This window comes from Amycolatopsis sp. NPDC033938 (genome assembly GCF_055575975.1).
Genome location: NZ_JBVIRO010000033.1, coordinates 1 through 13,610 on the forward strand (window position 1 = coordinate 1; position 13,610 = coordinate 13,610).

Sequence of the window (13,610 nt, forward strand, 5' to 3'; positions counted from 1 at the left end):
AGCTCGTCATACGACGGACGCTCACTCCCGGACACCCGGCAATCATCGCAGAACAACGATCACCGGATGACCAGGACCTGACTAGTTACGATTCGGGTTCTAACCCGAATCGCCACTCACGACGCGCGCTCAGCCCTCCAGCTTCTCGATGGCCTCCTTGAACCCCGCCAAAGCCGCGCGATAGAAGCGGGGACCGTACGAAACCCGCGCCACGCCGAGTTCCCGGAGCGCGGCCAGGTCCAGTTCGTCTCCGACGTTCCCGTTCACCGGGCAGCCGAGTTCGGTGACCAGTGCGGCGAGGTCGTCCCGCCGTCGCACGCCGATCGGGTACACGCAGTCGGCACCGGCCTCCCGGTAAAGCCTGCCTCGCCGGACGGCCTCGGCGAGCCTGTCCTGCTCCGGAATCCCGCGGTCACCCAGGAACGTGTCGACGCGGGCGTTGACGACGATCGGGACGCCCGCGTCGGTCGCCGCGGCACGGATGTCCGCGAGCCGCTGGGCGTGCTCGTCCGCGTCGGCCAGCCCGCCAGAGGAGTGATCGGTGTCCTCCAGGTTGCAGCCGACGGCGCCGGTCTCCAGCAGCCGCTCCACGAATTCCCGCGGCGCCAGGCCGTAACCCGCTTCCGCGTCCACGGTCACCGGCACGGAGACCGCGCGGGCGACCCGGCCCGCCGCCGCGAACATCTCCTGCCATGGCGCGCCTTCGCCGTCGGGGTAGCCGAGCATCGCCGACACGGCGGCACTGGCGGTGGCGATCGCGGGGAAGCCGGCCTCCGCCACGACTCCGGCGCTCGCGGCGTCCCAGACATTGGGCAGCACGAGCATTTCCCCGCTGTGCAGGCCGCGGAGCGTTTCGGCGCGAACGTTCAGGTCGGTCATCGGTTTCCTCCTCGATCGGTACCTGACAGGGCGGGTGCCCGCGGTGCGTCGGCCGGTCGCCTGCCCGGTATGCCCAAGGCGACCAGCATGCCGGTGAAGGCGAAGGCGACGACAGCGCCCATCGCCGCCGAGAACCCGCCGCCGAATTCCTCTGGTGACACGTGACTTCCGGCGCCGGTGAAAACGGCGACCGCCACCGCCACGCCGAACACCCCACCGAAGATCCGCAACATCATGAACGCGCCGGACGCCTGCCCGATTTCGGGCGGCCGCACGGCACCGACGACCGAGCGCTGCGCGGCGGGCATGGCCGAGGTGATGCCGACACCGCTGACGATCAGTCCTGGCAGCAGGGTCGCGTAGCTGGTGCCTGGGACGGCGACCAGGGCGATCCAGCCCATGCCGATGGTCTGGAGCAGCAGCCCGGCGGCCACGAAGGTACGCGCGCTGTACTTGTCGGCCAGTTTGCCGGCGATGGGCGCGCAGATCATCAGGGTCGCGGTCCACGGCATGAGCCGCAGTCCCGCCTCGAACGGCCCGAAACCCTGTGCGGTCTGGAAATACTGCGGCAGGAAGAACAACGTGCCGTACAGCGAGGCGAAGACGCAGAAGTTCGCCGCGTTGGCCGTGGAGAAGGCCCTCAGCCGGAAGAACCGCATCGGCAGCATCGGCGCGTCGCTGTGGCGTTCCCAGAACACGAAGGCGATCACCAGTACGACGCCGAGCGTCAGCGCCCCAAGGACCTCGGCACTGCCCCAGCCCGCGAGGTTCCCGCGGACCAGGCCCCACACGATGCCGAGCGATCCCAGCGTCATCAGGACGACGCCGCCCTGGTCCAACCGGTTGTTCGGACCGGCGCTCTCGTCGACGCGCCGAAGTGTCAGCAGGACGGCGGCCACGCCGATCGGCAGGTTGAGCCAGAAGATCCACTGCCAGGCCAGTCCCTCGGCGATCACACCGCCGATGAACGGGCCGCTGAACGTCGCCAGCCCGGTGAGGCCCAGGTAAAGCCCCATCGCCTTACCGCGCTGTTCGGGCGGGAAGATCGCGCTGATCAGGGTGAGCGACAGCGGCAGCACCATCGCGGCGCCGGCGCCCTGCACGGTGCGCGCGACGATCAGCGTGCCGATGTCCGTCGAGATCGCGCAGCCCACCGAGGCGAGCGTGAACACCGTGAGGCCGGTGACGAACATGCGGCGGCGGCCGAACCGGTCACCGAGTGCCGCCCCGGTCAGCAGCAGGACCGCGAAACTCAGGTTGTAGGCGTTGACGGTCCATTCGAGTTGTTCGATCGAGGCCGAGAGATCCCGGCGGATCGTGGTCAGCGCCGTCGTCACGACCTGGCTGTCCAGCGCCATCATGAACGACGCCAGCGAGGCGAGCGCCAGCACCCACGCCTGTTTGGGGGTCAAGATTTCTCCTTGGTTTTCGGGCATGACAGGGCACACGCCCGTCGAGGCGTGGCCAGGGGGCGGGGAAGGTCAGTCGCGCAGCGAGCGGGGAAGCCCGAACACCGCGAGCAGTGAGTTGTCGAGGAACCGGGTCACCGCGGTGATCCGGTCGCCCGCGAGTTCCAGCACGAGAACGCCGTGCGCGTGGCAGATCGGCGTCCTCGGATCGCGCACGTAGCAGCCGAAGGCGGGCTGGCCGTTCGCGCGGGTCGGGATCAGCGAGTACCGGCGGTTGTCGCGAAGCGCGACGGTCGCCAGGAAGTGCCCGACCGCGTCCGGGCCTTGGTACTCCAGGGGGAGTGGCGGCATGGTCAGCCAGGCGTCGTCGGTCAGCAGCGCCACGATGGCCTCGACGTCGCCGGTCTCGAAGGCGCGGGCGAACTCGTCGACGATCCGGCGTTCTCGCGGCGAATCCGGCAGGGGAGCGGTTTCCCGTCCGCCGTCCGGCATCTCCTTGGCCAGCGCCGTGCGCGCCCGGTTCAGCGCGCTGGTCACGGCGTTCTCGGTGGTGTCGAGCATCCCCGCCACCTCGGCGGCGCGGAACCCGAGGACGTCCCGCAGCACGAGGACCGCCCGCTGTTTGGGCGGTAGCTGCTGGAGCGCCGCCAGGAACGCGAGCGAGATCGATTCCCTGGCCTCGTAGCGCGCCTCCGGGCCGGGCACCTGATCGGCGATCTCGTCGAGCAGGAGATCGGGGTAGGGCTCCAGCCAGCTGGGTTCCGGGCGGCGGCGTGACGGCTCTGGCAACGGGACCTCCGGTCGGTAGGCCGCGTAGTCGGGCGGGCGGCGGTCGGCCGCCCGCAGCGCGTTGAGGCAGCGGTTGGTCGCGATCCGGTACAGCCAGGTCCGCACGGACGCGCGCTCCTCGTACGCGTCGATCCCGCGCCACGCGGCCAGTAGCGTCTCCTGCAGCAGGTCCTCGGCATCCTGCACGGATCCCAGGATGCGGTAGCAGTGCACCTGCAGCTCACGGCGGTACGGCGCGACGAGGTCGCGAAACGCCGCGCCGTCGCCGGTCTTCGCCAGGGTCAGCAGTTCGTCCGCCCGCATGCCCGGCTCCTTCCTCCTGATGGTGTCTCTCGAAAAGGTGGACACCGCCGCCGCCGGAAACTGGTCGGTCCTCGCCCAGTTTCCTCCGAATCCGCCGAAAACCCGTATGCGATCCACTGCGCGGTGGCTAGACTCGCCACGAATCATCCCGGCGAGGAAGGACAGGACCGTGCGTCATCACAACGCCGTCGTCGTCCCCTCGGCTCGGTACGAGGTGATCCTCGTGTCTCCGCGCGTCCGGTGCCTGCCGCGCGGCTAGCACCGGCCCTTTTGGTGAACGCCTGACTTTTTCGCGCCCGCTTCCCGTCGCCCCGCGACGGCGAGGGCGCCTGTCCGCGTTCGCCGGAATCGCGCCGTCGGAGTTTCCGGAGTTCATCTCGAAAGGCCCTGCGCCATGCGCACCGACCCGCACCGTGTCCCCCTGTCCGCCGTCCGGAACCTGGGCATCCTCGCCCATGTCGACGCGGGCAAGACCACTCTCACCGAACGGATCCTGTACGTCACCGGCACCACCTACAAACGGGGTGAGGTCCACGACGGCACGACCGTGACCGACTTCGATTCCCAGGAGCGAGACCGTGGTATCACCATCTTCGCCGCCGCCGTCAGCTGTTCGTGGGACGGCCATCGCGTCAACCTGATCGACACCCCCGGCCACGTCGACTTCTCCGACGAGGTCGAACGGTCGCTCCGCGTCCTCGACGGCGCGATCGCGGTGTTCGACGGCGTCGCCGGGGTCGAACCGCAGAGCGAATCGGTGTGGCGCCAGGCAGACCGGCACGGTGTGCCGCGGATCGCGTTCGTCAACAAACTCGACCGCGCGGGCGCCGATCTGGACGCGGCCGTCGAGTCCATCCGGGACCGGCTGCATCCGCGTCCGCTGGTGGCCCAGTTGCCGATCGGTGCCGAAGACGGCTTCGTGGGCGTCGTCGACCTGCTGCGGATGCGGTCGCTCGTCTGGGCGGACGGTGCCGAGAAGGCCGAGGAAGGGCCGGTTCCGGAGTCCCTTGTGGACGAAGCGAACCGGCGTCGCCGCCTGCTCGACGAGAGCGTGGCGGAGCTGCATCCGGCCGCGCTGCAGGAGTTCTGCGAGTCTTCGACGGTTTCGACGGAGACGCTGGTCTCGGCGCTGCGCGAGCTGACCCGCACCGGGGTCGGGCTCGTGGTGCTGTGCGGTTCGGCCTACCGCAACCGCGGTGTGGAGCCGCTGCTGGAAGCCGTGGTGGCGTACCTGCCGGCGCCGTCGGATGTTCCGCCGGTCCGCGGTGAGTACGAAGGCACGGTCCAGGAACGGCCTGCCGATCCGTCGGCGCCGTTCGCCGCGCTGGTCTTCAAGGTGACCTCGACCGCCACCGGGCGGTTGACGTACCTGCGGGTGTATTCGGGCACGATCCGGACTTCGGAGGCGGTGATGGACGTGGGCAGCGGGCGCGGCGAACGCGTCGGCCGCATCCTGCGGGTACAGGCGGACCGGCACACCCGGGTGGACAGTGCCGTCGCGGGCGACATCGTCGCGGTGGTCGGGCTGAAGACGGCCCGTGCCGGTGCGACGCTGTGCGCGCCGTCGGATCCGCTCCTGCTCGAGCCGCCCGTCGCCGCCGATCCGGTCGTCTCGGTCGCCGTCGAGGCACGGACGGGCACCGACACGGAACGGCTGATGTCGGCGTTGGCGCGGCTGGTCGAGGAGGATCCGTCGCTGGTGCTCCGGACCGATCGCGAGACCGGCCAAACCTTGTTGTCGGGCATGGGAGAACTGCACCTGGAGGTGGCGGTGGAGAAGATCCGGCGCGACCACGGGCTGGACGTCGCTGTCGGACGGCCTCGGGTCGCCTACCGCGAGACGGTCGCCCGCGGCGTGTCCGGTTTCGTCTACCGGCACGTCAAACAGGACGGCGGCGCCGGGCAGTTCGCCCACGTCGTTCTCGACACGGAACCGCTGGCGGAAGGGGAGTTCGAATTCCGGTCCACTGTGGTCGGTGGCCGGGTGCCGCGCGAGTACGTCCGCGCGGTCGAAGCCGGTTGCCGTGACGCGCTGGCGGAAGGCCCGCTCGGCGGGCATCCGGTGACCGGTGTCCGGGTCACGCTGACCGACGGGGCCACCCACTCGAAGGACTCGTCGGAGATGGCGTTCCGGACGGCCGGTCGGTTCGCGCTCCGCGACGCGTTGCGGGCCGGGGCGATGACGCTGCTGGAGCCGATCGCCGAAGTGACCGTCACCGTGCCCGAAAGCGCCGTCGGCGTGGTGCTCGGCGACCTGGCCGCCCGGCGTGGCCGGGTGCTGGGTTCGACGGCGCGCGCGGGCACGACCGTGGTCACCGCGACCGTGCCGCTGGCCGAACTGTTCGGTTACGCGACGCGGCTGCGCAGCCGGACCCAGGGCCGGGGCACGTTCACCGCCCGGCCGATCGGGCACGCCCCGGCACCGGAGGGACAGCCGGTCCGGTAGGCCGACGATGGCCCGCCCACGACGTTGTGGGCGGGCCATCGCTCGAACCGCTGTCACCCGGTGATCGGGCACCGGGTGACAGCCGTCTTCACCCGGTCACGCCGAAGGCCACGGCGGACGGCAGTTCTGCCGCGGCAACGCGTGCGAACCGTTGGTGTACACACCGTCCGCGATCGTGTCCTCCATGATCGAGCGGTGATCGGTGGGGCGGGCCCACTGGTAACACTGGTGCTGGGCGAAATACCCACCTGGGGCTTCGATGGTGTCGAAGTGGCAGACACCGTCGGTCTCGATGCAGTAGCGGATGAACGGGATTCCGCCGAAATCGGTGCGGCCGGGCCCGAACGACACGTAGCCGCCGAACGGCGACGGCGCGCCTGCCCCCGGCGGGAGCACCGCGCTGATCCCGCGTCCCGGCGGACCGACCGGCTGCATCGGGTCGGCGAAGATCTTCGCGCTGAACCGCGACTTGTCCACGCCCAGTTTCCCGTCGGCGATGTCGTTCAGCACCAGGTTCGCGACCAGCGCGCCCTGCGAGTAGCCGACGACGGTGAACTCCGCGCCCGGGTTCTCGTCGAAGGAACTCTGGACCACGCGACGGGCTTCTTCGTGCCCGCGCGCGACGCTCTGGTCCATCGGCGTCTGGTCGCAGTTGGGCAATCCGGCGGCCCCGGCCGGGTAGTGGACGACCTTCCGGATCCCGCCCCGCAACCAGGCGTCGTTGTACACGGTCGCGGCGCCGTCACAGGTGCCGCCGATGAGGATGTAGTAATGCGCCTGGTCGGCCTGGGCCGTCGGCGCGGTGACGCCGATCAGCCCGGCGGCCAGCGCGGCCGCCGCCAGGACCCCCCTGAGTTTCTTCACATTCGACTCCCTTTCGCTCGACTACGGTGCGTGTTCGAACGCTAGGGAAGCGTCATGAAATTCTGATGAAACGGCTTCAGCGGTGGGCGAGGACGTTCACCACGTGACCATCGGGGGCGCGGACGAAGAACCGCCGCACCCCCCACGGCTCGTCGGTCAGCTCGTGCACGATCTCCGCGCCGGACGCCTTCGCCTCCGCGTACGCCGCGTCGACGTCGTCGACCTGGATCGACGCGACCGGCACGACCGGCGCCGTCTCGTCATGCGTCATCAGGCTCAGCTGGACCTCGGGACGCGCCGGATCCGCCAGCGTCACGATCCAGCCGTGATCCATCACCACCTCGAAGCCGAGCACCCGCTCGTAGAAGGCTTTCGCCTGCTCCAGCGACTTGCTCTCCAGATTGGGAACCACCCTCTTGATCGTCATGCGCCGATCCTGGCACAGGGGTCCGACGGTTTCGGGGGAGCAGGAGTGGCGTCGCGAGCATGAGCGCCCCGGCGATCCCGACCGCGACACGCGGACCGGTGAACGCGGCGAGCAGGCCCCAGAGCGCGGTCAGTGCGGCGGTGGTGAGCTTGCCTGCGATCGACCAGGCCGACAGCGTGCGCGCCGCGCGGTCGAGGGGCACCTGTTCGAGCCTGGTGGTGGCGAGCACCGGGCTGAACACGCCGATACAGGTGATCAGGCAGAGTTCGACGACGATGACCAGGATCAGTCCGGGAACGCCGGGCTGGATGAAGACCAGTCCGACGGGCCAGCAGATTCGCAGCCAACCGGCGACGAAGAGGACCCGGCTCCGGCCGTACCGGGCGACCACGCTCCGGGAAAGTCTCGCTCCGAGCAGCCCGCCGAGACAAGGCACGGCGAAGGCGACCGCGTACTCCCACGGCGCGAAGCCGAGCTGCCCGAGCATCAGGACGGCCATCAGCGGTGCGGTCGCCATGATCAGGCCGTTGACCACGATCGTGTTGGCGAACAGGGGCCGCAGCACCGGGTGGGTGAGGATGAACCGCCACCCTTCCCGCAGGTCGCGACCGGTCAACCGGGCACCTTCCGGCCTCGCGGGTGGCGGTTCCGAACCGCCGACCGCGCGGATCCCGAGCGCCGACAGCAGGTAGGTGACCGCGTCGGCGGCGATCGTGATCACCGGCCCGAACAGGCCGACGGCGAAGCCACCGAGCGGCGGGCCGAGTACGGTCGCGGTCCAGGTGGTGGACTCGAACCGGGCGTTCGCGACGAGCAGGTCTTCGCGGGGCAGCAGCGTTTTCAGGAAAGCGCCGCTGGCGGCCAGGAACGTGATGTCGGCCGCCGCGACGACGACCGAAACGACGAGGAGCTGACCGAAGCCGAGCAGCCCCAGCGCGTACGCCAGCGGGACGGTCAGCAGCGCCGCGCAGCGGACCAGGTCCATCGCGATCATCACCGGTCGTTTGCGGCGGAACTCGACCCACGGGCCGAGCGGCAGCGCGACGACGGCGCCCACGACGAGACCGGCGGCCGCCAGCAGCGAGACCTCGGTGGTGCCCGCGCCCAGCACCACGATGGCGATGAGGCTGAACGCGTCGAACGCGAATCTGGTGCCGAACGCGCTCGCCGCGTACGCCGCCCACAACCAGCCGAACCGTCGCCCCAGCGATCTCCCACTCACCCGCGAGATCAAAGCAAGCCGGGACCACGAAGTCGAACAACGGGTCGTTGGCGGTTCACAACCACGAGTTGTACTGGGCGCTCAGAGCTCCCCTAGCGCGGTGACCGGCGACTCGACGCAGTCGGCGACGAACCGCAGGAAGCCACCGGCGGTGCCGCCATCGCACACCCGATGATCGAACGCCAGTGTCAGCTCGCAGACCTTCCTCGCCACCAGCGTGCCGTCGACCACCCAGGCGCGGTCGATGATCCGGCCGATGCCGAGGATCGCCGCCTCCGGGTGATTGATGATCGCGGCCGAGCCGTCCACCCCGAACACCCCGTAGTTGTTGACCGTGAACGTGCCGCCCGCCGGGCCGGGTTTGCCTTCCCGTGCCTGGGTGGTCCGTTCGCGGATCGCCGCCGAAAGGTCCCTTGTGGACAGTGAACCGGCGTCACGGACGACCGGAACGACGAGCCCGCGTTCGGTCTGCGCGGCGAAACCGAGGTTGATGTCCCGCAACTGCACGATCTCGTCGCCCTCGACGCGCGAGTTCAGCTCGGGGTACTTCCGCAGCCCCGCGACGGCGAACCGGGCGATGAGGCCGAGGAGGCTCACGGGACGATCCGGCGCCGAGGCGTTGAGCGACTTCCGTGCCGCGACGAGCTCGGTCGCGTCGACGTCGACCCAGACCGTCGCCTCGGGGATCTGGCGCCGCGAGGTCGTCAGCTTGTCGGCGACCGCTTTGCGGACCCCGGTCAGCGGGATCCGTTTCTCCCCGTCCCTCTGCTCGGGGACGGCGGTGAGCACGGCCTCGACGTCGGCGCGCCGGATGATGCCGCCCGGACCGCTGCCGGTCAGCTTCGTCAGGTCGATCTTGTTGTCCGCGGCCATTTTGCGGACGAACGGCGAGATCACACCGGGCGCTTTCGACGGCTTCGCGGGAGCGGAGACGACAGTGCGCGCCCGGCGGCGCCTCGTCGTCGTGGTCGTGCCGTAGCCGATGAGGACGTTGCCGCTTCCCTCGCTCGCGGTCGTGACGCCGGGTTCGGTGAAGCCGGGACCGATGGTGAGCAGGGGAGCGCCGACCGGCAACGATTGACCTGGTTCGCCGTGGAGGCGGGTGACCACGCCGGCGAACGGCACCGGCACCTCGACCGCGGCCTTCGCGGTCTCGACCTCGACGACGGGCTGGTCGACGCCGACGGTGTCGCCCTCCGCGACCAGCCAGTTCACGATCGACGCCTCGGTCAGTCCTTCACCGAGGTCCGGAAGCAGGAAGTCAGGCACCGGCCACCACCGGTTCGTCGTGCCACTGCAGCCGGGCGATGGTGTCCAGGATCCGGTCGACGTCCGGAAGCTGATGACGTTCCAGTTTCGGTGGCGGATAGGGGATGTCGAGGCCGGTGACGCGCAGGACGGGCGCGTGCAACTGGTGGAAGCACTGTTCGGTGACGCGGGCGACCACCTCGGCGCCGTAGCCGCCGAACCCGGCGGCTTCGTGGACCACGACCGCGCGCCCGGTGCGGCGCACCGAAGCGGTGACGGTCTCGTCGTCGAACGGGTTCAGCGATCGGAGATCGACCACCTCGACGTCCCAGCCTTCGGCCGTCGCCGCCTCCGCGGTCTCCATCGCGGTGGCGACCATCGGGCCGTAGGCGAGCACCGTGACGTCCTTGCCCGCCCGGCGGACGACCGCGCGGTCCATTGGGGCGTTGCCGCGGGTGAACGACACGGATTCCTTCGCCCAGTAGCGGCATTTGGGTTCGAGGAAGATCACCGGGTCCGGTGAGTCGATCGCGTCGCGCAGGAGGTCGTAGGCGTCCTGCGGTGTGCCGGGCGTGACGACGCGCAGGCCGGGCGTGTGGGTGTAGTAGGCCTCGCTCGAATCGCAGTGGTGCTCGACGCCGCCGATCCCGCCCGCGTAGGGGATCCGGATGACCATCGGCAGGGAAAGCGCGCCGCGGGTGCGGTTCCGCAGCTTCGCCACATGCGAGGTGATCTGTTCGAAGGCGGGGTAGGCGAAGGCGTCGAACTGCATTTCGACGACCGGACGGAAGCCGCCCATCGCCATCCCGACCGCGAAGCCGACGATGCCGGATTCGGCCAAGGGCGTGTCGAAGCAGCGTTCCTCACCGAAGTCGGCGGTGATGCCGTCGGTCACCCGGAAGACGCCGCCGAGCGGGCCGACGTCCTCACCGAAGATCAGCACGCGGTCGTCGTCTTTGACGGCGTCGCGCAGGGCGGCGTTGAGCGCTTGGGCCATCGAGATCTCGTTCATCAGGCCTCCACTGCTTCGAGTTCGGCGGCGACCTGGGCGCGCTGGGCGATCAGGTGGCGGGTCGGCTCGGCGTAAACGTGCTCGAACAACGAAAGCGGGTCGGGCTCGACGTCGGCGTTGAGCGTGTCGCGCACTCCGGCCGCGAAGGTCTCCGCTTCGGCGCGGAACCGTTCGATGTCCTTTTCGGACAGCAGCTTCTCGTTCGTCAGGTAGGTCTCCAGACGGCGGACCGGATCGGCGGCGCGCCACTTCTCGACCTCGGCCGCGTCGCGGTAGCGGGTGGCGTCGTCGGCGTTGGTGTGCGCGTCGATCCGGTAGGTGTGCGCCTCGACCAGGACCGGCCCGCGACCGGAACGCGCGTGCGCGACGGCGTCGTCCAGCACCGAAAGCACGGCGAGGGCGTCGTTGCCGTCGACCTGTTCGGACCGGACGCCGTAGCCGACGCCCTTGTAGGCCAGCGCGGGCGCGGCGCTCTGCTTCTCGAACGGCACCGAGATCGCGAAACCGTTGTTCTGCACGAAGAAGACGACCGGTGCCTTGAACACGGCCGCGAAGTTGAGCGCCTCGTGGAAGTCGCCCTCGCTCGTGGCGCCGTCGCCGATGAGCGCGAACGCGACGGCGTCCTCACCGCGGCGCCGCATCGCGTGCGCGAGCCCGGCCGCGTGCAGTGTCTGCGTGGCCAGCGGCGTGCACTGTGGCGCGACCCGGGTCACGGTGGGGTCGTAGCCGCAGTGCGCGTCACCGCGAAGCAAGGTGAGGACCTCGCCCGGGTCGAGCCCACGGGCGACCAACGCGACCGAATCGCGGTAGGTGGGGAAGAGCCAGTCGGCGTCGGAGAGGGCGAGCGCGCTCGCGACCTGGCAGGCCTCCTGACCGGCGCTGGACGGGTAGACCGCGAGACGGCCCTGCTTCGTCAGCGCCGTCGCCTGTACGTCGAACCGGCGGCCGAGCACCATCAGCCGGTAGGCCTCGACCAGCCGATCGGCGGGCGGCTCGGAGTAGCCGTCGTGCTCGTCGACGCGCGTGCCGTCCTCGGCGAGGAACCGCACCGGGACTCCGGACGGCAGCAACGCGGCGGCAGGGGTCTCCCGCGACATGCGCAGCACCACCTTTCACAGACATATGATGCTGAGATGGTGGTTTCTGACGTCCCGGTGTTCAAGAGGCAGGCGGAATGAGCGACAAACAGTCCGCAGGATCGGTTCAGCCGAGCCAAACGTCCACGAGTGGTGTGGCTCACGGCCCGGATCCGGGACGAACGGTCCTTGCCCTCGACGACATCGACCGCGCCATCCTCGCCGCACTCTCCGCCGACGGCAGGCTCGCCGTCCGCGCACTGGCGGAACGGCTGCACATCTCGCGCACCAACGCCTACGCGAGGCTGGACCGGCTGATCTCCGAAGGCGTGATCACCGGTTTCGGCGCGAAGATCGATCCGCGGCGGGCCGGCCTCGGGACGAGCGCGTACATCCTGATCACCGTCGAGCAGACGTCGTGGCGCACGATGTCGGCGGAGTTGCGGGAGATCCCGTACGTCGAGCACGTGTCGCTGGTCGGCGGCGACTTCGACATCCTGCTGCTGGTGCGGACGCCGGACAACGCGTCACTGCGGGACGTCGTCCTGGAACGGCTGCAGGCGCTGGACGGCGTGCGGTCCACCCGGACCTGGCTGATCTTCGAAGAGCAGCCGGGCCTGGCGCCCCGCATTTAGTCCTCTGAATGCGCTTATGGCGCGGATGCCTCGGGAAGGAGCGTGGTTTTCGCCTGGGCGGGAGCTAGCGCGCGCCGACGTCCGCCGGGGGCATTCTGCCGACTGGCCGATTGATGCTCTTATGTTCGGTTGCGGGTCGTGAGGGTCAAGTGGAGTTAGTGAAAGGCAGGCAATATGGCGTGCCGAAGCTGAGGTGGCCGCGGACTCGTCGAAGGCGACCCAGGACGCCCGCAATCGTCCATAAGGCTCACTTTCGGAGACGAGCGTCCGATTTGGGTGCTATGCACGGTTCTTTGAGGGGGTCGTGAGTGGCGAATAGGGTTAGAACCCTCATTGTCACTCACGACCCTCGTCCAAAACCGCGCAAACCGCCCAAGTCGGACAGATTTCTTGAGAAAGGCGTCCCTTGTGGACACTGGGGGTGCGGGCCCGGCTTCCGTCAGTCCGCCCGGTCCCGCACCCGAGGCGCGCCACGTTTGACCTGGCTCTCAATAACGCTACTTGCCCCTCATGACACCGACGTTAAGTGCGCATACCGGCATCAATCGGACATCGGGTCGAGAGGAAGTGTTCCGAGTGGACGCCGGCTGGTCCGGACTCGCTCCGGCGCACGTCACCTTCGCCTCAGGCCTCGATGACACTCACGCCCCCTTGCGTCTCTTATGGACACTCATGGCGCAGAGCCTTCCGGCAGTCGGTCCAGGCTCGCGTGGTTCGGCGCAAGGCACCGCCGCGCCCCCGGTAACGCTCTCCGCCCTTTCGCCGACTACAGGCGGATTCGACGGCGGAGGCGGAGGAATCGTGGCACGTGTGCTGCTCCTGATATCGGCTGCCGTGTTCTTCTTCGGGACCGCCGCCTGTGCGCCGCCGGATCCGCCTGCGCGTCCGACGGTCACGGTCACGACGAGCGCCGAGCCGACGACCCTCTCGCCGAGCCCGGAAACGACCACGCCGGTCGTCATCACTTCGATCACCGCCGCGCCCACCACGACCAAACCGCCCACCACCGTCAAGACCAAGCGACCCTCGGCCGACGAGCGCAGGGCGGCTTGCCGCCAGAATGAGAACCAGTGTTTCGAACCAGGGACGAACATCAGGTGCCACACGGGTGGCTGCGTCAGCAGGGCGCGCGGGTTGACCCAGCGAGACGTCGAGACGGAGCGTGACAAGTGGCTGCGAGAGCACCCCGGATGGTGCCCCGCGGGCGAAACCGGAGCCGTGGCGCCCTGTTGACCCACCCATCGTCACCGCGCGGCGACCGGCAGACCCATTCGGGTGATAACGGTTCGGCATTCGATGT

The 13,610-nt window shown here is 69.4% G+C and carries 12 protein-coding genes; 3 read left to right on the top strand and 9 right to left on the bottom strand.

What is annotated here, in order from left to right; all coding sequences use genetic code 11:
- Positions 1-129: 129 nt before the first annotated feature.
- From ACZ5ZX_RS40530 to ACZ5ZX_RS40540, 3 genes are all read right to left on the bottom strand, one after another.
- A complete protein-coding gene (locus tag ACZ5ZX_RS40530) occupies positions 130-879 on the bottom strand; it encodes an isocitrate lyase/PEP mutase family protein (RefSeq protein ID WP_465507313.1) in 750 nt (249 codons plus the stop codon).
- On the bottom strand, positions 876-2,291 hold the full coding sequence (locus tag ACZ5ZX_RS40535) for an MFS transporter (RefSeq protein ID WP_465507314.1): 1,416 nt from the start codon (positions 2,289-2,291) through the stop codon (positions 876-878). Before ACZ5ZX_RS40535 ends, ACZ5ZX_RS40530 begins: the two co-directional genes overlap by 4 nt.
- Positions 2,292-2,360: 69 nt before the next feature.
- The gene (locus ACZ5ZX_RS40540) at positions 2,361-3,380 is read right to left on the bottom strand and encodes a sigma-70 family RNA polymerase sigma factor (RefSeq protein WP_465507315.1); all 1,020 of its coding nucleotides are present in this window, start codon (positions 3,378-3,380) and stop codon (positions 2,361-2,363) included.
- A 394-nt stretch (positions 3,381-3,774) separates the two neighbouring features.
- On the opposite strand from ACZ5ZX_RS40540, the gene fusA reads away from it, so the two are divergent.
- Positions 3,775-5,826 carry an elongation factor G gene (gene fusA, locus ACZ5ZX_RS40545; RefSeq protein ID WP_465507316.1) on the top strand — a complete coding sequence of 684 codons (2,052 nt, stop codon included), beginning with the start codon at positions 3,775-3,777 and terminating at the stop codon, positions 5,824-5,826.
- A 96-nt stretch (positions 5,827-5,922) separates the two neighbouring features.
- On the opposite strand, the gene ACZ5ZX_RS40550 is transcribed toward fusA, so the two are convergent.
- The 6 genes from ACZ5ZX_RS40550 to pdhA all read right to left on the bottom strand — a co-directional run bounded on the left by ACZ5ZX_RS40550 (position 5,923) and on the right by pdhA (position 11,696).
- On the bottom strand, positions 5,923-6,690 hold the full coding sequence (locus ACZ5ZX_RS40550) for a PE-PPE domain-containing protein (protein ID WP_465507317.1): 768 nt from the start codon (positions 6,688-6,690) through the stop codon (positions 5,923-5,925).
- A 76-nt stretch (positions 6,691-6,766) separates the two neighbouring features.
- Positions 6,767-7,024, bottom strand: coding sequence for a VOC family protein (locus ACZ5ZX_RS40555; protein ID WP_465507318.1), 258 nt, complete (start codon positions 7,022-7,024; stop codon positions 6,767-6,769).
- Positions 6,951-8,339: an MFS transporter gene (locus ACZ5ZX_RS40560; RefSeq protein ID WP_465507319.1), complete on the bottom strand. Its 1,389-nt coding sequence runs from the start codon at positions 8,337-8,339 to the stop codon at positions 6,951-6,953. Before ACZ5ZX_RS40560 ends, ACZ5ZX_RS40555 begins: the two co-directional genes overlap by 74 nt.
- Before the next feature lie 81 nt (positions 8,340-8,420).
- On the bottom strand, positions 8,421-9,608 hold the full coding sequence (locus tag ACZ5ZX_RS40565; RefSeq protein WP_465507320.1) for a dihydrolipoamide acetyltransferase family protein: 1,188 nt from the start codon (positions 9,606-9,608) through the stop codon (positions 8,421-8,423).
- Positions 9,601-10,599, bottom strand: coding sequence for an alpha-ketoacid dehydrogenase subunit beta (locus tag ACZ5ZX_RS40570; RefSeq protein ID WP_465507321.1), 999 nt, complete (start codon positions 10,597-10,599; stop codon positions 9,601-9,603). The genes ACZ5ZX_RS40565 and ACZ5ZX_RS40570 overlap by 8 nt, the downstream gene beginning before the upstream one ends.
- On the bottom strand, positions 10,599-11,696 hold the full coding sequence (pdhA, locus tag ACZ5ZX_RS40575) for a pyruvate dehydrogenase (acetyl-transferring) E1 component subunit alpha (RefSeq protein ID WP_465507322.1): 1,098 nt from the start codon (positions 11,694-11,696) through the stop codon (positions 10,599-10,601). Before pdhA ends, ACZ5ZX_RS40570 begins: the two co-directional genes overlap by 1 nt.
- Before the next feature lie 134 nt (positions 11,697-11,830).
- Between pdhA and ACZ5ZX_RS40580 the strand changes: the two genes are divergently transcribed.
- Complete coding sequence (locus ACZ5ZX_RS40580) at positions 11,831-12,310, top strand: Lrp/AsnC family transcriptional regulator (protein ID WP_465507323.1); 480 nt, start codon at positions 11,831-11,833, stop codon at positions 12,308-12,310.
- Positions 12,311-13,111: 801 nt separating this feature from the next.
- Positions 13,112-13,543 carry a hypothetical protein gene (locus ACZ5ZX_RS40585; protein WP_465507324.1) on the top strand — a complete coding sequence of 144 codons (432 nt, stop codon included), beginning with the start codon at positions 13,112-13,114 and terminating at the stop codon, positions 13,541-13,543.
- Positions 13,544-13,610: the final 67 nt, after the last annotated feature.

Coding starts and splice junctions, on each gene's coding strand:
- ACZ5ZX_RS40530 (WP_465507313.1), bottom strand. CDS start 879: ATGACCGACCTGAACGTTCGCGCCGAAACGCTCCGCGGCCTGCACAGC.
- ACZ5ZX_RS40540 (WP_465507315.1), bottom strand. CDS start 3,380: ATGCGGGCGGACGAACTGCTGACCCTGGCGAAGACCGGCGACGGCGCG.
- fusA (WP_465507316.1), top strand. CDS start 3,775: ATGCGCACCGACCCGCACCGTGTCCCCCTGTCCGCCGTCCGGAACCTG.
- ACZ5ZX_RS40555 (WP_465507318.1), bottom strand. CDS start 7,024: ATGGATCACGGCTGGATCGTGACGCTGGCGGATCCGGCGCGTCCCGAG.
- ACZ5ZX_RS40570 (WP_465507321.1), bottom strand. CDS start 10,599: ATGAACGAGATCTCGATGGCCCAAGCGCTCAACGCCGCCCTGCGCGAC.
- pdhA (WP_465507322.1), bottom strand. CDS start 11,696: ATGTCGCGGGAGACCCCTGCCGCCGCGTTGCTGCCGTCCGGAGTCCCG.